This window comes from Mycobacterium sp. 852014-52450_SCH5900713, assembly GCF_001667075.1.
In the GTDB taxonomy this organism is placed as follows: domain Bacteria; phylum Actinomycetota; class Actinomycetes; order Mycobacteriales; family Mycobacteriaceae; genus Mycobacterium.
In genome coordinates this window covers 18,286-37,259 of sequence record NZ_LZIL01000036.1, presented here as the reverse complement: position 1 = coordinate 37,259, position 18,974 = coordinate 18,286, and the positions used below count along the sequence as shown (strand labels likewise).

General features: G+C 69.1%; 22 protein-coding genes and 1 pseudogene. 12 read left to right on the top strand and 11 right to left on the bottom strand.

The window, feature by feature from the left end:
* The 3 genes and pseudogenes from A5773_RS26275 to A5773_RS10945 all read left to right on the top strand — a co-directional run.
* A pseudogene (locus A5773_RS26275) lies at nucleotides 1–400 on the top strand (hypothetical protein); the annotation flags it as partial.
* 155 nt (nucleotides 401–555) lie between these two features.
* Nucleotides 556–1,914, top strand: a complete 1,359-nt coding sequence (locus tag A5773_RS10950) for a hypothetical protein (protein WP_067790893.1) — start codon at nucleotides 556–558, stop codon at nucleotides 1,912–1,914.
* Nucleotides 1,915–1,981: 67 nt separating this feature from the next.
* The gene (locus A5773_RS10945) at nucleotides 1,982–2,383 is read left to right on the top strand and encodes a hypothetical protein (RefSeq protein ID WP_067790891.1); all 402 of its coding nucleotides are present in this window, start codon (nucleotides 1,982–1,984) and stop codon (nucleotides 2,381–2,383) included.
* Nucleotides 2,384–2,386: 3 nt separating this feature from the next.
* Here the strand turns inward: A5773_RS10945 and A5773_RS10940 are convergent, their stop codons facing one another.
* Nucleotides 2,387–3,052 (bottom strand): DUF3060 domain-containing protein, encoded by a 666-nt coding sequence (locus A5773_RS10940; RefSeq protein ID WP_067790889.1) that lies wholly within the window; start codon nucleotides 3,050–3,052, stop codon nucleotides 2,387–2,389.
* A 56-nt stretch (nucleotides 3,053–3,108) separates the two neighbouring features.
* Between A5773_RS10940 and A5773_RS10935 the strand changes: the two genes are divergently transcribed.
* Both A5773_RS10935 and A5773_RS10930 read left to right on the top strand, forming a co-directional pair.
* Nucleotides 3,109–4,128: an NADP-dependent oxidoreductase gene (locus A5773_RS10935; protein WP_066947503.1), complete on the top strand. Its 1,020-nt coding sequence runs from the start codon at nucleotides 3,109–3,111 to the stop codon at nucleotides 4,126–4,128.
* 155 nt (nucleotides 4,129–4,283) lie between these two features.
* Nucleotides 4,284–5,114, top strand: a complete 831-nt coding sequence (locus tag A5773_RS10930; RefSeq protein ID WP_066947506.1) for a family 16 glycosylhydrolase — start codon at nucleotides 4,284–4,286, stop codon at nucleotides 5,112–5,114.
* On the opposite strand, the gene A5773_RS10925 is transcribed toward A5773_RS10930, so the two are convergent.
* Together A5773_RS10925 and A5773_RS10920 are read right to left on the bottom strand one after the other, a co-directional pair.
* Nucleotides 5,115–6,557, bottom strand: coding sequence for a glycosyltransferase family 39 protein (locus tag A5773_RS10925; protein WP_156659219.1), 1,443 nt, complete (start codon nucleotides 6,555–6,557; stop codon nucleotides 5,115–5,117). It lies immediately after the preceding gene.
* Nucleotides 6,558–6,680: 123 nt separating this feature from the next.
* Nucleotides 6,681–6,908 carry a hypothetical protein gene (locus A5773_RS10920; protein WP_066947520.1) on the bottom strand — a complete coding sequence of 76 codons (228 nt, stop codon included), beginning with the start codon at nucleotides 6,906–6,908 and terminating at the stop codon, nucleotides 6,681–6,683.
* Nucleotides 6,909–7,014: 106 nt separating this feature from the next.
* On the opposite strand from A5773_RS10920, the gene A5773_RS10915 reads away from it, so the two are divergent.
* From A5773_RS10915 to A5773_RS10905, 3 genes are read left to right on the top strand one after another with little or no spacing between them, the layout of a single operon-like run.
* On the top strand, nucleotides 7,015–7,323 hold the full coding sequence (locus tag A5773_RS10915) for a hypothetical protein (RefSeq protein ID WP_066947523.1): 309 nt from the start codon (nucleotides 7,015–7,017) through the stop codon (nucleotides 7,321–7,323).
* Nucleotides 7,324–7,382: 59 nt separating this feature from the next.
* Entirely contained in the window at nucleotides 7,383–8,054 is a 672-nt protein-coding gene (locus A5773_RS10910; protein WP_066947526.1) for a GAP family protein, read from the top strand.
* Between the two features lie 10 nt (nucleotides 8,055–8,064).
* On the top strand, nucleotides 8,065–8,736 hold the full coding sequence (locus A5773_RS10905) for a GAP family protein (protein WP_067265599.1): 672 nt from the start codon (nucleotides 8,065–8,067) through the stop codon (nucleotides 8,734–8,736).
* Here the strand turns inward: A5773_RS10905 and A5773_RS10900 are convergent.
* Nucleotides 8,712–9,497: a hypothetical protein gene (locus A5773_RS10900; RefSeq protein ID WP_067265601.1), complete on the bottom strand. Its 786-nt coding sequence runs from the start codon at nucleotides 9,495–9,497 to the stop codon at nucleotides 8,712–8,714. The two genes, A5773_RS10905 and A5773_RS10900, sit on opposite strands and share 25 nt — an antisense overlap.
* A gap of 28 nt (nucleotides 9,498–9,525) precedes the next feature.
* Between A5773_RS10900 and A5773_RS10895 the strand changes: the two genes are divergently transcribed.
* Nucleotides 9,526–11,016, top strand: coding sequence for a bifunctional phosphatase PAP2/diacylglycerol kinase family protein (locus A5773_RS10895; protein WP_066947529.1), 1,491 nt, complete (start codon nucleotides 9,526–9,528; stop codon nucleotides 11,014–11,016).
* Here A5773_RS10895 and A5773_RS10890 read toward each other — a convergent pair.
* The 4 genes from A5773_RS10890 to A5773_RS10875 form a co-directional block, all read right to left on the bottom strand.
* A complete protein-coding gene (locus tag A5773_RS10890; protein WP_067790885.1) occupies nucleotides 11,013–12,404 on the bottom strand; it encodes an FGGY-family carbohydrate kinase in 1,392 nt (463 codons plus the stop codon). The genes A5773_RS10895 and A5773_RS10890 overlap by 4 nt on opposite strands.
* On the bottom strand, nucleotides 12,401–13,801 hold the full coding sequence (locus tag A5773_RS10885) for a mannitol dehydrogenase family protein (protein WP_066947535.1): 1,401 nt from the start codon (nucleotides 13,799–13,801) through the stop codon (nucleotides 12,401–12,403). Before A5773_RS10885 ends, A5773_RS10890 begins: the two co-directional genes overlap by 4 nt.
* Nucleotides 13,802–13,821: 20 nt before the next feature.
* On the bottom strand, nucleotides 13,822–14,136 hold the full coding sequence (locus A5773_RS10880; protein WP_369817347.1) for a DUF732 domain-containing protein: 315 nt from the start codon (nucleotides 14,134–14,136) through the stop codon (nucleotides 13,822–13,824).
* A 157-nt stretch (nucleotides 14,137–14,293) separates the two neighbouring features.
* The gene (locus tag A5773_RS10875; protein ID WP_067790883.1) at nucleotides 14,294–14,638 is read right to left on the bottom strand and encodes a DUF732 domain-containing protein; all 345 of its coding nucleotides are present in this window, start codon (nucleotides 14,636–14,638) and stop codon (nucleotides 14,294–14,296) included.
* Nucleotides 14,639–14,964: 326 nt separating this feature from the next.
* Between A5773_RS10875 and A5773_RS10870 the strand changes: the two genes are divergently transcribed.
* Complete coding sequence (locus A5773_RS10870) at nucleotides 14,965–15,528, top strand: hypothetical protein (protein WP_067790881.1); 564 nt, start codon at nucleotides 14,965–14,967, stop codon at nucleotides 15,526–15,528.
* A 203-nt stretch (nucleotides 15,529–15,731) separates the two neighbouring features.
* Here A5773_RS10870 and A5773_RS10865 read toward each other — a convergent pair whose 3' ends face one another.
* Nucleotides 15,732–16,553: an Ig-like domain-containing protein gene (locus A5773_RS10865; protein WP_066947547.1), complete on the bottom strand. Its 822-nt coding sequence runs from the start codon at nucleotides 16,551–16,553 to the stop codon at nucleotides 15,732–15,734.
* Nucleotides 16,554–16,742: 189 nt separating this feature from the next.
* Here A5773_RS10865 and A5773_RS25545 point away from each other — a divergent pair, with 189 nt between their 5' ends.
* Together A5773_RS25545 and A5773_RS26760 are read left to right on the top strand one after the other, a co-directional pair.
* Nucleotides 16,743–16,991, top strand: coding sequence for a DUF4926 domain-containing protein (locus A5773_RS25545; protein ID WP_369817346.1), 249 nt, complete (start codon nucleotides 16,743–16,745; stop codon nucleotides 16,989–16,991).
* Nucleotides 16,992–17,136: 145 nt separating this feature from the next.
* A complete protein-coding gene (locus A5773_RS26760; protein ID WP_082948182.1) occupies nucleotides 17,137–17,508 on the top strand; it encodes a DUF4189 domain-containing protein in 372 nt (123 codons plus the stop codon).
* A gap of 109 nt (nucleotides 17,509–17,617) precedes the next feature.
* Here the strand turns inward: A5773_RS26760 and A5773_RS25535 are convergent, their stop codons facing one another.
* Nucleotides 17,618–18,139, bottom strand: coding sequence for an MmpS family transport accessory protein (locus A5773_RS25535; RefSeq protein ID WP_082948181.1), 522 nt, complete (start codon nucleotides 18,137–18,139; stop codon nucleotides 17,618–17,620).
* 522 nt (nucleotides 18,140–18,661) lie between these two features.
* Nucleotides 18,662–18,973 (bottom strand): hypothetical protein, encoded by a 312-nt coding sequence (locus A5773_RS25530; RefSeq protein WP_156744802.1) that lies wholly within the window; start codon nucleotides 18,971–18,973, stop codon nucleotides 18,662–18,664.
* Nucleotide 18,974 lies beyond the last annotated feature (1 nt).

The window sequence follows — 18,974 nt, the reverse complement described above, 5'->3', positions numbered from 1 at the left end:
CACCTACACGCCGACCCCGACGAGCACACCGCCGCCGCCACCGCCCCCGCCGGTGGTGGTCACCACGCAGGCCCCACCGGTGTGGACCCCGCGGCACACCGCCCCGCCGTCGACTCAGGCGCCGACGACGACGGCCATGACGACGCCCCCGCCACCGCCGTCGACCACGAGCGAGGAGCCGCCCCCGCCGTCGACCACCACGACCCCAACGACGACGGTGCCGATGACCACCGAGTGGATCCACGTCCCGCTGCTTCCGGTACCGATTCCGATCCAGGTTCCGCAGACGCAGGCCCCGCAGACGCAGGCGCCGCAGTACACGCCGTATCCGCAGTATCCGCAGCAGTACCCGCAGTACCCGGGGAACTCCCAGAATCCGTTCCTGAGCCCGGGCTACTAGCCGCCCCAGCCGCCCGAAGCGTCCCTGCTGAGCGCGCTCTAGAAGCGCGCCCGGGCCCGCGCGGGTAGGTTTGGTGTTACCCGGTCGGGCGGGGTCTATCCGGTGATGTCCTCATGGAGGATCCCGGAGCAAATCAGCGGACTGTGGAGGCGTAAGTGGACATCGTGCTGGGGGTCTCGATGGCTCCCGAGACGGTCCGCCTGGTGGTCATCGAGGGCCAGAGCGCCGACGGTGTCACCGTCGAACAGGACGAGTTCGCGGTCGCCGGCGGCGCAGGCTCGGTGACTGTCGGGGCGGTCGACCAAGTGCTTGCCGCGATCGACGGCACCCGGGAAGGCGCGCTCGCGGGCGGCTACCGATTGGTGTCGACCGGAGTGACGTGGACGGACCCCGCCGGCGTCGGCGCACTGCGGGATGCGATGGGCCGCCACGGCATGGGCAACGTCATGCTGGTGTCCCCGTTGCTGGCCGCGGCCGCGCTGGCCCAGACGGTCGGGTCCGCCCTGGACTACGCGCACATCGCGATGCTGTTCGTCGAGCCCGAGACCGCGACGCTGGCCGTTGTCGATGTCTCCGACGGTTCGATCGTCGATCTGCACCGCCAGCAGCTGGCGCACGCCCCCCAGGAGCCGCTCGCCGCCGAGTTGGCGACGATGGTCGCCGGGCTCAACTCGCGGGGGGGCCGGGCGGACGGCGTCTTCCTGGTGGGCTGCGGTACGGACATCGTGGCGGTCAAGCCCGCGCTCGAGGCGGCGACCCCGCTCGAGGTGACAGCCCCGGAGGAGCCGGAGATGGCGCTGGCCCGCGGAGCGGCGCTGGCGTCGGCGAACGCGCCGCTGTTCGCCTCGTCCACGGCGGCCCTGGCATACGCGCTCGACCCGGGCACCGGGGAAGTGAGTCCCCGACCGATCGGCCCGACCTACCTGGACGTCTGGGGCAACACGACCGCCGATGCGCTGGCCTACAGCGCCGTCGCCGACGAGGACGACGTGACCCCGCGCAGGCGCAGACCCATGTTCCTCGCCGGAAGCGCGCTGGCCGGGATCGCCGCGGTGGTCGCCGGCGTGGTGCTGTTTTCGCTGGCCTCCGATCGGCCGGGATCCACCGCGCCGCAGAACCCGCGGGTCAGCGTCGCCACCCCGGCCAAGCAGGTGCCGGCCGCACCGCCGAGCGTTGCGCCGGCGGCGCAGCCACCCGCCCCAGCGCCACCACCGCCGGCCCCGACCGTGGTGGCCGCCCCGCAGCCGGCCCCGCCGGTGGCCGAGCAGCCAGCGCCACAAACGCAGAAGCCGCCGCCGGCGGCTCCGGTCTACCGCGCTCCGAATCGGCCGGCCCCGCAGTACACGCCCCCGCCGGCCCAGCGGCCGGCTCCCGCGCCGGCCCCGGCGGCCCCGCCGCCTCCGCCACCGGCCGCGCCCGCGCAGCCGCCGGTGACGATGTACCTGCATTTCCCGTTCGTCACGGTGCCGATTCCCATCACCCCGCCGGCGCCGCCCCCGCCGCCGGCGCCGTAAGGGCGTGGCGCCCGGCCGCGAGTGCGCGCACACTGGGCGGTGACGACATGAGCGGCGAGGAGGTCGCGTGGGCGAATACGGTGCGTTCGGATTTGATCCCGACGAGTTCGATCGAGTGATCCGCGAGGGCAGCGAGGGGCTGCGCGACATGTTCGAGCGGGTCAGCAAGTTTGTCGCGGCGCCAGGAGCCCGGACCGGGTGGTCGTCGCTCTTCGAAGACCTGTCGCGGCGCCCCCGCCAGCAGCCCGAGACCACCGGCGAGGCCGGAGACGGTGTCTGGGCCATCTACACGGTGGACGCGAACGGCGGCGCGCACGTCGAACAGGTTTATGCGACCGAGCTCGACGCGCTGCGGGCCAACAAGAACAACGTCGACCCCCAGCGCAAGGTGCGGTTCCTGCCCTACGGCATCGCGGTCAGCGTTCTCGACGACGATTCCCCTGACGAGGAACCCGGCGAGCCTTCCTGAATCTCAGCCCTGCTGGACGACGTTCGCGCTACCCGCGTTGCTGACATTCGGCGCGCCCGAGTGGTAGGTGACCTTGTTGTTCAGGCCGGAGGCGTCGATGCTGTCGACGGCGTCGACGGTGACCTGGTTCTGCATGCCCGACACGGTGAGGCTCGCGCAGTGGCCGCTGATCACCACCGTGTTGGACACGCCGCGGACGATCACGATGTTGTCGTTGCAGGCGATCGTCCGGTTCTCGCCGACCCCGGAGACACTGATCTTGTCGCCCGGCGCCGGTACCGGTGAGGTCGACGGCCCGGGTGTTGTGGTCCGGGTGGTCGACGGTGCGGTGCCACCCGGGGGACCGAAGGTGATGGTCGGCGGGGAGCTGATGATCGAGCGGACACCGGAAAGTTGGTGGGCCGCGAAGGCGGCGATGCCGCCGGCGAGGGCCAGCATGCCGATGACGATGACCGTGCCCACGATCCACCACATGCGATTGCCGGAGGGACGCTGCGGCGGCGCGCCGCCGTAGGTCCACGCGGGCGGTGGCGGCGGAGGGCCCGGCGGCCCGGGCGAATAGGCCTGGCCGGCGGGATGCGCACTACCCGCTTCGGATGCCTGCGCCGCCTCGGCGAGCGGGCGCTCGAGTTCCCGGATCCGCTCCTCCGGGTCGTCGTCTGCTGCCATCGATTGAATATGCCATTCCCGCGGCTGATTTCGGGCGGTTCGGTAGTTTCTGCATCGTGCCCGAGTTGCCGAACCGTCAGGTGTTGTTGCGTCGCCGCCCCACGGGGCTTGTTCAGCCCGGTGACACGGAGCTGGTCACCACCGCGGCGCCCGAACCGGCGGACGGGGAGGCGCTGCTGCGCACCACCTACGTAGGGATCGACGCCGCCGCCCGCACGTGGCTCGACGACCAGCCGGGCTACCTTCCGCCGGTCCAGCTGGGCGAGGTCATCCGCGCGGCCGGGATCGGCGAGGTGGTCGCGTCGCGCTGCGATGCCTATGCCGTCGGCGACGTCGTCACCACGCTGACCGGCTTCTCCGAGTACGCGATCATCCGCGACGACCTGTTCAGCACGCCCATCCCGGGCGAGGACGACCAACTGGCGATCATGTCGGTGTACGGGCCGACCGGCGCCACCGCGTATTTCGGGATGACCGACATCGGGCGGCCCAAGGCCGGGGAAACGGTCGTGGTCTCGGCGGCCGCGGGCGCCACCGGATCGGTGGCGGGCCAGATCGCCAAGATCGCCGGCGCCCGGGTGGTGGGCATCGCGGGCGGGCCGGAGAAGTGCCGGGCGGTGGTGGAGCACTTCGGGTTCGACGCCTGCATCGATTACAAGAACGACGACCTCGCGGCGGCGCTCAAGCAACACTGCCCGCGGCGCGTCGACGTGTACTTCGACAACGTCGGCGGGCCGATCCTCGACGCGGTGCTGGGCCGCTTGGCCCCGCGTGCCCGCGTCGTCCTGTGCGGCGTCATCTCCAGTTACCTCACCGGCGAGCACCCGGGGCCGGCCAACTACGTGAACCTGCTGTCCAAGACCGCCTTGATGCAGGGGTTCAACGCCCTCGACCAGTGGGGCCGCTTCGACGAGGCGTTCGCCGCGCTCCGGCAGTGGGAGGCCGAGGGCCGACTCAAGCACCGGGAAACCATTTTCGACGGCATCGAATCGTGCGTAGACGCCCTCAATGGCCTGTTCACCGGAGTCAACATCGGCAAGACGCTGGTCAAGCTCAGCGAACCTGCTTCCGGCTGAGTCGGCACCCTTCTCCGCGCGGAAAAACTCGCCGCCACGGGCCGGGTGTGGGCTGCGCGGCACCCCGCCGCGTGGTTTCATAACACCGTTTGCAAAAGTTGCCTGGGGTGGCGGGCTTGGGTTGACACACGGCTTTCACGATTGGTGGGTTGCAAATGGATCGTCGCAGCATGATGTTGATCTCGGGGCTCGGCATGCTGGGGGCTGCGATGCGCCTGCCGGGTGCCTGGGCCACACCCTCGGCGCCCCAGGCGCCGCCGTCGGCCGGTCCGGGTGGCCCGTACATCTTCGCCGACGAGTTCGACGGGCCGGCGGGCTCGCCCCCCGATCCCGGCAAGTGGACGATCCAGACCTGGCAGGACGACGTCTTCCCGCCGGTCGAGGGCATCTATCGCGACGACCGCCAAAACGTGTTCCAGGACGGGCACTCCAACCTCGTCCTGTGCGCCACCCACGATCTGCTGAACAACACCTATTACAGCGGCAAGCTGCGCGGCAACTTCCGGAGCATGATCAATCAGACGTGGGAAGCGCGGATCAAGCTCGACTGCCTGTATCCCGGCCTGTGGCCCTCGTTCTGGGGTGTCAACGAGGACCCGCTGCCAGACGGCGAGGTGGACATCTTCGAGTGGTACGGCAACGGGCAGTGGGCCCCGGGCACCACCGTCCACGCGGCGTCCAACGGCAAGACCTGGGAGGGTAAGTCCATCCCCGGCCTGGTCGACGGCGGCTGGCACACCTGGCGAATGCATTGGGGCGAAGAGGGTTTCGAGTTCTCGCGAGACGGCGCCGAGTACTTCAAGGTCCCCAACAAGCCCATCCACGTCCACGGCGGCGCTCCCGACGACTTCCGGTGGCCGTTCAACCTCCCCGGCTATTGGATGACGCCCATGTTCACCCTCGCCGTCGGCGGGGTGGGCGCCGGCGATCCGGCGGCGGGTACCTTCCCCGCGTCCATGCTGGTCGACTACATCCGCATCTGGTGATCACCGCGTCGCTTTGAACACCTGCACCAGGTTGAACTGCCAGCGCTCGACGAGCCGGAAGCCCAGATCGTGCGGCACCGCGAAGGCGGGGGTCGCCCCGTAGCGCGGACCGGGCGGCAGCGCCGGGCCCTGATCGTGGGCGGGCATCGATTCGTCGGCCTGCGTGATGATCCAGACCACGCGGCAATGGCTGAGAGGCGCGGCGACGACCTCGGGAATCAGGTTGGTGTCGAAGACGTCGTTGCGGTCGGTCGCCCGCTGCCACAGCGTGAGGTCGATCAGCTTGCGGTAGGCATCGGGGCGCGCCGCCATCAGGGGGCGCATCGGGGCGGGCATGAATGTCACGGTGTCGTTCACCAGCAGGCAATCGCCCGGCGCCGCCTGGGTGGTGATCAGATCCGCCACCTGGCTGTAGTCCATCCCGTACTTGGCGTACGGATTTCGCTGCACTAGAAGGTAATTCGGGGCGGCGGCGACGGCGAAAAGGGTGACGACGGCCGCCGTCAGCCAGGGCCGGATGGTCACCGCGGCGGCGCAGACGCCCAGGATCAGCGCCATTCCCGGCACCGTGAACGTCAGGTAGCGCGGTGTGTAAATCGAGTGCACCAGCGCCGAGTAGATCAGGATGGCCGCGGTCGGTAGGGCGATCCACGCGACCGCGAGGCCCAGCAGCTGCCCATCGCCGCGCGCTGGTCGCGCGGACTTGCTGAGCCACAACGCAATAGCCCCCGCGATCACCAGCGCCGACAGCACGGCGAACGGGGGGCTGCGTTCGAAATACTGTTGCACCACAACGTCTTCCAGCGTCCGGCGACCGATCGGTGCGATCCAGCTGATTTGATGCGCCTGCCCGGCGACCGTCACCAAGAACGGCGCCATGGCGCAGACCCCGGCGGTCGCCGCAATCGTGAACCGCAGCAAAACCCTTCGCGCGCCACGGGACACGATGACCAGCGTCAAGTGCGCCCCGACCAACAGTGCGAGGTACACGTCGAGCGCAATCGACGAGATCAAGGCGAGGCCGTAGGCCGCCCACAGCCAACCGGAGTCGCGGCGTGCGGCGCGTACGAGCAACACCGTCAGCCACACGGCGGCCATCATCGACAGCGCGTAGGGGCGGGCCTCGATGCCCGCCCACGTTGTCCGCGGCAAGACGGCGCAGAAGACGCCCGAGGCCACCGCGACGGTGCGCGACGAGAACTGCTTGCCCAGCACCACGATTCCCGCGGCGGCGCCCCCGACGGCCAGGCCACTGGGCGCGCGCGACCAGAACTCGGTGGGCGGGAAAACCTGGAACCAGGCGTGCATGAGCAGGTAGTACAGGCCGTGCACGGCGTCGACATTGCCCAGCATCCGCCACAACTGGGCGAGCGATCGACTGTATGCGGCCGAGATGGTGGCGGCCTCGTCGTACCAGAACGACGGGCGGCCTGCGCCGCCCATGCTCACCGCGACGGCGAGCACCCCGACCAGCAGCGGGTCCAGCCCGGCCGGCGGGCGGCGAAGCGGGTTCCGCACGTCGCTATGGTGCCAGAAGCAGATCCCCGGTCCGTCGCTGGTCGACGGTCAGTTGAGCAACCACACGTGCCAGAACCCGTCGGAGCCCAGGCGGCAGTCCCAATGGGTGTACAGGTGGTCGTTGTGCGTGATCTCCACGTGCGGGGCATCCGCCTCGCAACCGGACTGGCTCGAGTAGTTGCCTTCGACCTCTACCTCGTCGGCACTGGCCACACCCACCCCGGTGGTGAGCAGCCCGGCAAACGCCAATAGACCAGCGGCGCAAGCCATCTTCATCTGGACCTCCCCTTCGTAGCTGAGCCGACTATATCGACCGGCCCGGGCGCGGGATCGAAAACGGAGAATCCGGCAAACCTCGGCTATTCGAACGTATGATCGATCGATGGGGCAGTTCGCGTCCATCGGGTACAACGGCCAACCGGTCCGCAGCCCGTTCCGGGTCGTGCGCCCGCCGATCACGGTCCTGGTGGACCTGACGGTGCTCTTCCCGCGTGAGCCGCACCGCTCCGGCCGGTATCAACCCAACGGGCTGCAACTGCACAAGGTCGTCGAGGGCCTGCTCAGCTGCTGGGGTCTCTGCGAGCAGGGCGACTGGTGGGGGCTGGTGACCTACCCGGTCGTCTACGGCTCCCAGCGCAAAACCGTGACGCACTGGGTGCCCGCCTGGACCTTGCGCCGAAAGCCGTTCTGAGGGCGGCGCTTACGCCGGACCCCTGCGGCCGCGTCGGGCCAATGCGATGATGGCTGCCCGTGGACGCAAGTTGGGGTTCCGTACTGACAAAGCTCATCGCGCTGGCGGCCGTCATCGCGCTCTCGCCGATCACGGTCGTTCCGGCGGTGCTGGTCTTGCACGCCCCCCGGCCGCGGCCGGCCAGTCTCGCCTTCCTCGCCGGATGGGTCCTGGGCCTGGCCGCCCTCACCGCGGCGTTCGTCAGCGGCTCGGCGCTGCTCGGCGGCCTGCACCGGGCGCCACCGACGTGGGCGTCGTGGGTGCGGGTGGCGCTGGGGTCGGCACTGATCGCGTTGGGCGCCTACCAGTGGCTGACCCGGCATCGTCACGGCAGCATGCCGCGCTGGATGCGGTCGTTCTCCACGCTCAGCCCGCCACGCGCCGGGCTGACCGGGGCCGTGCTGGTGGTGCTGCGACCCGAGGTGCTGATCATGTGCGCGGCGGCCGGCTTGGCCATCGGCAGCAGCAGCCTCAGGGCGGCCGGCCAGCTGGTCGCCGGGGCAGTGTTTCTCGTCATCGCCGCGTCCACGGTCGCCATCCCGATCCTGGCGTATGCCGGCGCCGGCGACCGGCTCGACGATGCGCTGGAACGCCTCAAAGTGTGGATGGAGGAAAACCACGCCACCCTGCTCGCCGTCATCCTCGTCCTGATCGGTTTGATGGTGCTCTACAACGGGATTCGCGCCCTGTAGATTGCTGCCCATGGCAGGTAGCTGGGGCACCGTGCTCACGGGGCTCGTTCCGCTTGGGCTGGTCATCTCGCTGTCGCCGCTCACCGTCATCCCGGCGGTGCTGGTGCTGCAGGCGCCGCGGCCGCGGCCGAGCGGCCTGGCGTTTCTCAGCGGCTGGGCGCTGACCCTCGCCGCGCTGACCGCGCTTTCCGTCGCGGCCTCCCACCTGCTCGGCGGCCTGGACAAGTCGCCGCCGCGGTGGTCGTCGTGGCTGCGCGTGGTGCTGGGGTCGGCGCTGATCGTGTACGGCATCTACAAATGGCTGAACCGGCACGGCCACGCCGAATCGCCGGCCTGGATGCGCTCGTTCGCCACCATCACCCCGGCCCGGGCCGGGATCATGGGGGCGGTGCTGGCCGTGGTGCGGCCGGACGTGGTGCTCATCTGCATCCCGGCCGGGCTGGGCATCGGCACCGCCGGGCTCGGCCTCGTCGGTGACTGGGTGGCCGCCGCGTTCTTCGTCGCCATCGCGGCGTCAAGCGTCGCGATCCCGATACTGGCCTACGCGGCGGCGGGCAGCCGTCTCGACGACACGCTCGCGAAGCTCAAAGACTGGATGGACCGCAACAACGCCGCTCTGCTCGCGGCGGTCCTGGTCCTGATCGGCGCGATGGTGCTCTACCACGGGATCGACGCCCTATAGCCGCCGTCGGTCAGGCCGGCCTCCTCCTCGAGCCGGTTGATCGCGCCGAAGGCGTATTCGCGGACCAGCTCCCGGCCGTAATCGGCCAGCATGCCCACGTAGCCCTTCGCCGCCCACTGCCGGCAGTGCCGCTCCTCGTGGTGCAGCACCCGGTCCAGGTCGAGCCGGCTCTCCACCGGCCTGCCGTCGGTGTGCACGTACCAGGCGTGCCCGGACTCGATGATGCGGCGAAGCCAGCCGGCGGGGTCGGTGACGGCGCCCATGTTGACCATGAAGATGTCGCCCCACGTGGTGCCGGCCCGCCGGCAGAACTGCCGTTGGATCCAGTTGCCGCCCAGGCCCATGAGGATGCCGTTGGGCGTCGTCACGAGGCGCCCGCCGTTGCGGTCGACGAACCCGACGTCGCGGGTGTAGGTCCAGCTATTTGCGTTCTGCCGCAACATGATCCGTGTGATTTCCGCCGCACTGTAGGGCGTCGGGCGGAAATCGGTGCGCCACGCCCGGTTGCTGCCGTAGCCGGTACCCGCGTTCAGGATGTAGGTGCTCAGCACCGCCGCGCGGGCGTCGCCACCGCTGGTGCCCCGGGGCAGCAGGAAGAAGGATTTGCCGGCCGGATCCTTGATCTCCGCGAGCCGCCCGAGCGATCGAAAGGTGTCCGGGACGATGGCGTGCCGCCGAGCGATCTCCGCGACGACGTCCGAGGACACGCCCAGCCGCACGGCGTTGTCCCGCCATGCCTCGAAGTAGCCCGGTGCGTCCATGTCCGCCAACCAATTTAGGGTGTAGCGAATGAACTGGCGGCCCAAGCGACGCGCGCGCGGCATCGAACAGATCACCCGGGGGCTCGGCACCCTTGACCGGGAGATCTTCGACGCGATCGCCGAGACCGACACCCCGCTGCTGGACATGGTCATGCCGCCGCTGACCCGGGCGGCCGACAACTCGAAGCTGTGGTTCGCCATCGCCGCGGCCATGATGGCCTCGGGAAAGCCGAGCGCCCAGCGCGGCGCGACACGCGGCGTCGTGACGCTGGCGGCCACCAGCCTGGTCACCAACCAGGTCGCCAAACGCATCCGCCGCCGCCCGCGTCCCGGGTACGAATTGGTGCCGCTGGTCAGGCAGGTCCGCCGCCGGCCGACGTCGAATTCCTTCCCGTCGGGGCACTCCGCCAGCGCGGCCGCGTTCGCCGTGGGGGTCGGTTTGGAGAATCCGATGCTGGGCTTCGGGCTGGCGCTGCTGGCCGGGCTGGTCGGGCTGTCGCGGGTGGCGACCGGCGCGCACTACCCGGGCGACGTCATCGCCGGGTTCGGCATCGGGGCGGGCCTGGCGGTGCTGGGCGGTCGGCTCGTCCCGCCGATCGTCGAGACCGCCCTGCCCAAGACCGAACCGCTGCGGGTCGAGACGCCCGAACGGCCCGACGGTTCCGGAGTGGTGCTGGTGATCAATCCCGAATCGGGCAGCGGCACCGGCGCCCGCGTCGTCGACGAGGTACGCGAGGCGCTGCCGAAGGTGGACATTCGGGAGCTGGGCCCCGACGACGACCCGGCGGAGGTCTTGCGCGACGCGGCCGCGAGCGCCGAGGTGCTTGCGGTCGGAGGTGGCGACGGCACGGTGGCGGCCGCGGCGGGGGTAGCCATCGAGTCGGGGCTGCCGCTGGCGGTGTTTCCCGCCGGCACGTTCAACCACTTCGCCAAGGACATCGGCTGCGACACGGTGGCCAAGACGGTCGACGCGATCCGCCGCGGCAGCGTGTCGTGCGTGGACCTGGTGTGCCTCAACGAAAGCCAGATGGTCCTCAACACGGCGAGCATCGGGGCCTATCCGACCTTCGTGCAGCAGCGCGAGAAGCTGGAGAAGCGCATCGGCAAGCCGTTGGCGGGTCTGTACGCGATGCTGCACACGCTGCGTCGCGACCAGCCCGTCCGTATCTCGTACGACAACAAGACGCTGCTGACGTCGCTGTTCTTCCTCGGCAATTCGCTGTACCTGCCGACCGGGTTCGCCCCGTCGCGGCGGACCCGGATGGACGACGGACTGATCGATGTCCGCATGCTCGACGCGGGCCGGAGGTGGTCGCGGACCAGGATCCTGACCGCGCTCGCGCTGGGGCGGTTGGAGCGCAGCCCGCTCTATCACGAGCTGCAGGTGCCGGAATTCAGCTTCGTCGCGGTCGACGGCCCGACGGTCATCGCGTGTGACGGCGAGGTCGGCGACGAATACGAGAAGGCCAGCTTCACCGCCAAATACCGGGTGCTTCCGGTGTTCCGCCCCTGCGACTAGGCCCCCTCGGTCAAGTCCCGCACCTGCGCGTAGCGCTCCAGCACCTCGGGCGCAGCGTCGGCGGTGTATTCGTCGGTCCGCGGCGGGTTCCAGCCGGGCGGTCGTGTCGATCCACTCAGCGCCCACGCCGCCTGCCGCGCGGCGCCCAACGCGACGTACTGCGCGGGGACCGGCACCAGCACGGGTACGCCGAACACCGCGGGCGCGATCTCGCGCAGCGCCCGCGATCGCGCGCCGCCGCCGATCAGCAGGATGCGGCGCGTGACGACGCCATGGGCGGCCAGATGGGCCAGGCCGTCGGCCAGCGCACACAGCAGCCCCTCCACGGCGGCCCTGGCCAGGTTGGCCGGCATCGCGTTCGCGACCCGCAGGCCGTGTAGCGCGCCAGAGGCGTTGGGGCGGTTAGGCGTTCGCTCACCCGCCAGGTAGGGCACCAGGACCAGGCCCGCGCTGCCCGGCGGCGCCGCCAGCGCGAGCTTTGACAATTTGTCGTGGTCGACCCCCAGCATCGCGGCCGCCGCCTCCAGCACCCGCGCGCCATTGAGCGTGCACACCAGCGGGAGGTAGCGCCCGGTGCCGTCGGCGAATCCCGCGACGAAACCGGCGTCGTCGCGGACCGGGTCGGCGGTGACGGCGGCCACCACCCCCGACGTCCCGACGGAGAAGATGACGTCACCCTCGTCGGCGCCCAGGCCCAGCGCCGCGGCCGCGTTGTCCCCGAGGCCAGCGCCGAATGTGGTTGTGCCACTTAATGTTACGCCTGACGGGCCCAGCACGGTGGGCAGCCGCGGGCGGCGGCCGCGCAGGGCGAGCTCGAGCAGGTCGACGCGGTAGGCGCCGCTCGCGGCGTCGTAATAACCGGTGCCGCTGGCATCGCTGCGATCGGTGGTCAGCGCCGCGGGGTCGGTGTCCTCGCGCAACCGCCACGTCAGCCAGTCGTGCGGCAGGCAGACGGCCGCCGTGCGGTCCGCGTGCCGCGGCTCGTGGTCGGCGAGCCAGCGCAGCTTGGCCACCGTGATCGCGGCCAGCGGCACGACGCCGACGGCTTGCGCCCATGCGTGTGGGCCGCCGAGCTCGTCGACGAGCGCGCGCGCCGCGTCGGCCGAACGCACGTCGTTCCACAGCAGCGCGGGCCGCACCACCGCGCCCGCCTCGTCGAGGCACACCATGCCGTGCTGCTGCGCGCCGACGGCGACGGCTTCGACGCCGTCCAGTCCTCCCGCCGCCTCGATAGCCGCCAGGGCGGCGGCTTCCCATGCGGCCGGGTCGATTTCGGTCCCGTCTGGATGTGCGGCGGCGCCCCCGCGGACCACCTCGCCCGTGGCGGCATCGCAGATCAGCACCTTGCAGGACTGTGTCGACGAGTCGATGCCGGCGACCAGCGTCATTCGTCGGCCCCGACGAGTGCCCGCAACGTGGCGCGCGCGCCGTGCCGGTGCAGCGAATCCAGCGCCCACAGGTACGGCTCGAGGAAGCGCGGTTGGTCCACGAGGTCACCGAACACCGCACGGTTGGCGAGAAACGCGGCCGGGTCCTCGCGCTGGGAGCGGGCGATCGGGACGAGCGTGTCGGCGAGCCGGTCCGTCACCTCGATCGGCCGGCCTTCTTCGTCGACGCCCTCGGCGTAGCGCGCCCAGCTGGCGACGATCGCCGCGGCCAGCCGCACCGGGCCGCCGCGCCGCAGATTGTCGGCGACCACCGGCAGCAGCCACTTCGGGATGCGGTCGGACGAGTCGGCGCACAACCTGGCGACCGTGTCGCGCACGTAGGCGTTGGCGAACCGGGGGATGAGCCCGGCTTTGAAGTCGGTCAACCCCGGGACGCGCACCAGGGTCGGCATCGCCTCGGATTCCATGTAGCGGTCCAGGAATTGGGCAATCAGTGGGTCCTGGGCGGCCTCGTGCACCAGCCGATAGCCGGCCAGGTAGGCGAAGTAACACAGGCCCTGATGACTGGCGTTGAGCAGCCGCAGCTTCATCGCCTCGTACGGCGACACGTCGTCGACCAGTTGGACGCCGGCCTTATCCAGCGGCGGCCGGCCGTCGGCGAAATCGTCCTCGAGGACCCACATGACGAACGGCTCGGCGACCACCGGCCACGCGTCTTGCACGCCAAACTCGGAATCCAGCCGGGCGATCACGTCGCCAGTGGTGACCGGAGTGATGCGGTCGACCATCGAGTTGGGGAACTTGGTGTGCTCGCACATCCACTGCGCGAGTGCGGGATCGAGCCGCTCGGCGCTTGACATGAACGCCTGCCGGGCCACGCTCCCGTTCTCGACGATGTTGTCGCACGAGACGATCGTGGGGGAGGGCAGGCCCTGTTTCCGCCGCCGGTTCAATCCTTCTGCCACCAAGGGGAACACGTCGCTCAGCGGCGGGCGGTAGCCGCCTTCGGTGATGGTGAGCGAGACGATGCGGGTCGTGGGGGCGGCGAGCAGTTCGATCACCGCTTCGGGATCGTCTGGCGCGTAACGGAAGTCGACGATCGAGCCGATGACCCGCGGCTGTCGGGTGCCGTCGGGATGTTCGAGGACCAACGTGTAGAGGTAGTCCTGGGCGCGCAGCACGTCGCGCATGCGCCGGTCACCGGGCAGCACGCCGACGCCGCAGATTCCCCAGTCCCGGGCCAGCCCATCGCTGAGCAACCTGTCGACGTACATGGCCTGGTGGGAGCGGTGGAAGCCGCCGACACCGAAATGCACGATGCCGACGCCTATTTGGCTGCGGTCGTAGGCCGGGACGGGGATGTTGAGGGCGCTCAGGTTGCGCGCGCTCAGCTCCATCCCCGGAACTTAGCTCACCGCTAAGCGTTAGGGCACAGATCGCGCAAGGCAAAAATCACGACGTCCGCGGCCTGGCGACCGTTGATCCCGCCGGTGCCCTGGTCGGCGTCCGAACGTTGGATCGCCAACCCCTCCAGCTGTTGCGGGGAGGCGCCCCAGGAAAGTTGTTGGCACAAGTCCGCGCCCATCTGCAACAGCGCGTCGTCGCCGCCGTTGACGGCGTGGATGCCGGCGTTGTGCAGGTCATTGATGAAGGCAGTCGCGTCGGCCCGCGCCGGGCTGGCCCACCCGATCCCCGCGGCCAGAAGTGGGCCCCCTGCGAGGGCTGCTCCCATGAACCGGCCGTAGCGCCGCTGTGCTGCCATCCGTGTCTCTCCTTCGTGCCGGGCCCGATCGCCGATGATGCACTCTTACACGAAAACAGGGCGAAACACGCTGGGAAGATCGATCCCGAGGATGAATTGTCGGCAAAGACCGGTGGCACAGGTTCGCTCAGGCGTCCGGGCACAGATCTTGCACGGCGGCCTCGACGACGGCGTCGGCCTGTTGCGGGGTGATCCCGTGGGCGCCTTGCCTGCTGTCGGAGCGCTGCACCGCCAGGCCCTCGATCTGCGACGGGGGAGCGCCCCACGACAGCTGCTGGCAGACGCTCAGGCCCATCTGGACCAGCGCCGCGTCACCGCCGCTGACCGCGTGGATGCCGGCTTTGTGCAGGTCGTTGATGAAAGTGGTCGCGTCAGCCTGGGCCGGGCCGGCCGCCATCACCCCCGCGACCACGAGTGAGCCCCCCGCCAGCGCTGCGCTCAGGAATCGGCTGCAGAGCCGCTGTGCTGTCATGGCTCCTTCTCCTGTCCGTTAACCCCGTAGTTCCCTATTGTTCACTTCCATACAACCTCCTGTACATCTCGTGCCACCGAAAATTTCCTGTGAATGAGCTGCGCAAAAATTGGCTCAGCGTGACTCGAAGGGCGGGCCCTAGCTCCCCTCGGCAAAGGGCTCTCACCCGTGACGCCCTTGTGACGTCACCGTTTGGAAACGGCGCGGTGCGGCGCGTCCGGCGTTTCACGACGCGTGACGACAATTGGCTCGTCGTCGAAAGACGGCTATGCGGTTCTGCTGCACCAGATGGTTATGTGAGCGCGAATAAAGGAGAGTCGACGCTGATGGCGATCGTCGATCGGTTCAACGTGAAAGTAGTTGCCAGCCTTGGGTTGTGCGGAGCCGCACTTGTATTGAGCCCGGCTGCGGCGGCCGCTCCCCTGAAGACGGGCGGTTACGCCTGCATCCAGGGGCAGGCCGGTGAGGCCGGTGCGCCGTTAGCCGGCGGACCCGGTGCCGCCGGTGCCGGTGGGGCCGCGGCTGCGGGCGGTGCGCCGACCGCGGAGGTCTGCACGGCCAGCGCGCCACTGACCGACATGGCGGGTGTCCCCCTGGCCGTGCCGGGCCCGCTGCCGGTGGGCGCTCCGCTGCCGGTGCCGTTGGGCGGACCGTTGCCGTTGCCGCTGGGTGCGCCGCTGCCGCTGGGCGCGCCGTTGCCGATCGCTCCGGTGGTTCCCGCCGGCGCTCCGCTGGTGGCCCTCGGTGGTCTGGCGGCCGGTGCTCCCCTCGACGCGGCCGCCGGGGCCCCGCTCATCGACATGTCCGGCGTCAAGGACGCACCGACGGGGCCGGCGCCGAGCGGCGGGCCCCAGCCCGGTCAGCCCGTCGCCCCCGGTCCTTCGCACTGATCCCCCTCTCGACCGACAAGGACCCGCTGGCCGTCGCCAGCGGGTCCTTTCGTATGCGGGGGCTGAGTCTCTTCAGCCGTCGAGCGTGAAGCTAGTTTCACAGTCGACCGCGAGTGTGAAACTAGCTTCACACTCGGGCGAGGGACAGGGGCCGAGCCCAGGGGAAAAGGACTTGCGCTCAGGGTGATCGAGTGGGGCCCTCCTCAGGAAGGAGGCCGCTCCCAGAGGTCCTGCTTGACGATCACCGGGTCGCCGACATTGACCGTGTTGTAGTACCACTCGGCGTCTTCGGGGCTGAGGCTGATGCAGCCGTGGCTGACATTCTCCAGCCCCAGTGAGTTGACCGCCCACGGGGCGGAATGCACGAAGAGGCCGCGGTTGGTGATCCGGACGGCGTAATCGACGTTGAGCATGTAGCCATTGGGGTCGTCGACGGGAATGCCAACGCTGCTCGAATCCATAAGCACCGAGCGGTCTTTGGACAAAACGGTGTAGTTACCCACCGGCGTCGGGAATTCCGGCCTGCCCATCGAAGCCGGCAGCATGCCCTCTTCGCCGAAGTGGGGTCGGTGGTGGGGAGTAGGTGGGGGGGTCGCATCGACCCCGTCGACGCTCACCTTGAAAGTGTGGTCCGTGATGTTGGCGACCCCGACGACCTTGGGGCCCGTTTTGAATTCCGTGGGCTGGCCGTCCACCGCAAGCGCCACGGTGGTGTGCGCCGGCCAGTAGTGATCCGGAACCCACTGCACGACTTTGTTGTCGAGCCATTCGAATCTCCCGGTCATCGCGGGCGTCGACTTGACTCCGATGGCGCGCTCGGCGGCGTGCCGGTTGGCGACAGGTGCGTCGAACGTCACCACCACGGGGTGCGCCACACCTACCGTCGCGTCCCGCGCGGGCAGGACCGACGCGATGGTGAAGTCGTGCGGCAGGCTCGCCGCCGCCATGCTGGTGCCAGCCGGCCCCGCAACCACGCTCGCAGCGACCCCGACCACCGCAAGAACACACCGAACGTCCGCCCGCATGGCTCCGATTCCTTTTAACTGACAGAGTTGTAATAGGGATCGTAATTCCCCGTTGACCAGCGGAAGCGCAAGGGCGCGTTAGCATTTGGTCAAGCCTCGGTCACATTTCGGCCACGGCGGTTTAGTTCGAGAATTCGGCCATGCGCTGGGGGTTCGGGGGAGAGGGGCGCGAGCGCAACTGAGCCCGGCTTGACGAAGGGAACAGGGTTGAGGCCGCAAGAATTCGACGTAGTCCAATTGCTGCGGCCTCTGCCTGAGCACGACCTTCCGGCCGGTGCACGGGGGACCGTCGTCATGGAGTACACGAAGTACCCGCGCCAAAACGGTCGCCCCGCTTACGAAGTGGAGTTCTCGGATGCCGACGGCGTCACTCTGGCCCTGGTCACGCTCGTGGAAGACGACGTGGACGTTGTGTGGCGGCCGGTCGAAGAGAAGTAGGACATCGCCGCTGTAAGTGGAGCCCCATCGCGGCAGTGCCCGATCGCCTCAGTGACCATGAGCTCCTCGTTTGGGGGCCAAGGTCCCTAGTTGATAGGTCGCCGTGACAGGAGGCTCACGGTATCCGCTCAACGTGGGGGTACCGATGAACAACAAGTCGACCGCCGGTGTCGGTGCACTATTGGTAAGCGTGGGCATCGTTGCCGCCCCGGTGGCTCATTCCGACCCGGGATGGGTGGCCGTTGCGGCCTCCGACCTTGAGAACCACACCCACTGGAGCTGGGGTCCAGGAAGCCGGGGCACCGCGGAAGCCCAGGCCTTAGCCGCCTGCAGAGACACGTACGGGCCAAATTGTCACGTCATTGCCTCCGGTACGCCGTGCTTGGCGCTGGTGGAGGACGCCGAAGACTATCACTGGGGAATCGCTGGCAACGCCGATGACGCCGTCGCGAATGCGAAAGCACGGGCTGTCGGGGGCGGGTCGACTTTCGACGGCGTCCACTGCATCTGGGACTAGCGGATCCGCGGTTCCGCTTGGGCCTTCCGACTCATCAGCAAACCGAACGTGGTGGGCTAGTTCGGCTGGAGGCAATCGGCACATGCGCCGACGTCGTCCTATTGCGTGGCTAGGCATTCCCGGCATTGCCGATGCAGTTTGCGGTAGCGAACGGCCCGCTTGACGTCTGCTCTGCGAGCACCTTGCCGTTGGCACTTATGCGGCACGTGACTGTGCCATTACTATCCGGTCCATTCGTAGCGGTGAGCGAAACGGTCTTCCCAAGGCCGTCGACCGTGACTTGCTTCGTCCAGGGCAGCGAAACGCCGGTGTCTTGAGCTGTATTGAAGTCGTGGCCCGAGTATGTAACGGCTACCGAGTTACCGGAGCCAGTGACCTCGTAGGTAACAGTGACTTGGCGTTTCGATTCTTTGTCGATGTTGTTCGCGACGCCGCCGACAAACGCCACGCATGCGCCCATGCCCAGCAACATCACTAAGAGCACACCGCCGAGCACCCAGGGCCAGACCCGCCGCTTCTTTGGCTGCTGGTAACCGTAAGGCTGTTGCGAGTATTGCTGCGGGTACCCGGGATAGCCCTGCTGCGGCGGTGTACCGGGCGGCGGTTGATTTTGCGGAGTCGGCTCGTTCATGGTTCCCCCCTTGCTACACCCAGATACACAGCCTGAGCGATGTGACAGCGTTTCATTAGGACGTTCCCCGGCCAGCGTTGTAGCAAACAACGTCGAGTGCGGGAGTGAGACGGGAGGAGACGCCACGGCTGAACCGACGGGACGGCGAGACTGCCGCCCCCGCCTAGCGGAAACTATGGAGCCGATGACGGGAATCGAACCCGCGTATTCAGCTTGGGAAGCTATTTTCACACGCGAACGGATGTTCGGAACCGCCTAGTAATAGGCTCGCGCGCCGTTGGAAAAATGCACTGTGAACTGGAGTTTCGTACGGGTCAGGGACGGCTACGGTACGAAGCCAGTACGGCTACGGTTCGGCTGCGTACAAGGGACCGATAAGGGACCGTCGTCAAGGGGCAGCCGGTCGCGGGCGGTCACCGGGTGGCAGAACGGTTCGCAGACCCGCGACCGGGCCGACTAGGGGTGCCGAATTGGGCGCTCGTTTGGCCGTAGCCACATGCGCGCGGTCGCCGTGGGCGACGGCTACCGGGCGACTTGCTCACCGGGGTAGCCGTGTGCCTCGCCCTTCGGTCGGCGGTGCTGCCGGGGCGCGCCGACGCCGAACGGGTTGCGGGGCGGGTCCACACGCGGCGCGCGGGGCATGTAGATGCCGCCCTCGCTCGGTGGCCGGCCATTGAGGCGCGGAGCGACCGGCCCCGGTCCCCATGAGAACTCGGTACTGAGGTCACCGGCCTGCTCGCAGTGGAGCTGGAGCGGATTTTGCGGCCCGCAACGCGGCGGCTCGGGCGGTGGTGGGTCGCGCCATGGCTCGGGGGAGTGCACGTACTCGGGCATG

Coding starts and splice junctions, on each gene's coding strand:
- A5773_RS10940 (WP_067790889.1), bottom strand. CDS start 3,052: ATGGCAGCAGACGACGACCCGGAGGAGCGGATCCGGGAACTCGAGCGC.
- A5773_RS10930 (WP_066947506.1), top strand. CDS start 4,284: ATGGATCGTCGCAGCATGATGTTGATCTCGGGGCTCGGCATGCTGGGG.
- A5773_RS10925 (WP_156659219.1), bottom strand. CDS start 6,557: ATGGGCGGCGCAGGCCGCCCGTCGTTCTGGTACGACGAGGCCGCCACC.
- A5773_RS10920 (WP_066947520.1), bottom strand. CDS start 6,908: ATGAAGATGGCTTGCGCCGCTGGTCTATTGGCGTTTGCCGGGCTGCTC.
- A5773_RS10915 (WP_066947523.1), top strand. CDS start 7,015: ATGGGGCAGTTCGCGTCCATCGGGTACAACGGCCAACCGGTCCGCAGC.
- A5773_RS10905 (WP_067265599.1), top strand. CDS start 8,065: ATGGCAGGTAGCTGGGGCACCGTGCTCACGGGGCTCGTTCCGCTTGGG.
- A5773_RS10900 (WP_067265601.1), bottom strand. CDS start 9,497: ATGGACGCACCGGGCTACTTCGAGGCATGGCGGGACAACGCCGTGCGG.
- A5773_RS10895 (WP_066947529.1), top strand. CDS start 9,526: ATGAACTGGCGGCCCAAGCGACGCGCGCGCGGCATCGAACAGATCACC.
- A5773_RS10890 (WP_067790885.1), bottom strand. CDS start 12,404: ATGACGCTGGTCGCCGGCATCGACTCGTCGACACAGTCCTGCAAGGTG.
- A5773_RS10885 (WP_066947535.1), bottom strand. CDS start 13,801: ATGGAGCTGAGCGCGCGCAACCTGAGCGCCCTCAACATCCCCGTCCCG.
- A5773_RS10880 (WP_369817347.1), bottom strand. CDS start 14,136: ATGGGAGCAGCCCTCGCAGGGGGCCCACTTCTGGCCGCGGGGATCGGG.
- A5773_RS10875 (WP_067790883.1), bottom strand. CDS start 14,638: ATGACAGCACAGCGGCTCTGCAGCCGATTCCTGAGCGCAGCGCTGGCG.
- A5773_RS10870 (WP_067790881.1), top strand. CDS start 14,965: ATGGCGATCGTCGATCGGTTCAACGTGAAAGTAGTTGCCAGCCTTGGG.
- A5773_RS10865 (WP_066947547.1), bottom strand. CDS start 16,553: ATGCGGGCGGACGTTCGGTGTGTTCTTGCGGTGGTCGGGGTCGCTGCG.
- A5773_RS26760 (WP_082948182.1), top strand. CDS start 17,137: ATGAACAACAAGTCGACCGCCGGTGTCGGTGCACTATTGGTAAGCGTG.
- A5773_RS25535 (WP_082948181.1), bottom strand. CDS start 18,139: ATGAACGAGCCGACTCCGCAAAATCAACCGCCGCCCGGTACACCGCCG.
- A5773_RS25530 (WP_156744802.1), bottom strand. CDS start 18,973: ATGCCCGAGTACGTGCACTCCCCCGAGCCATGGCGCGACCCACCACCG.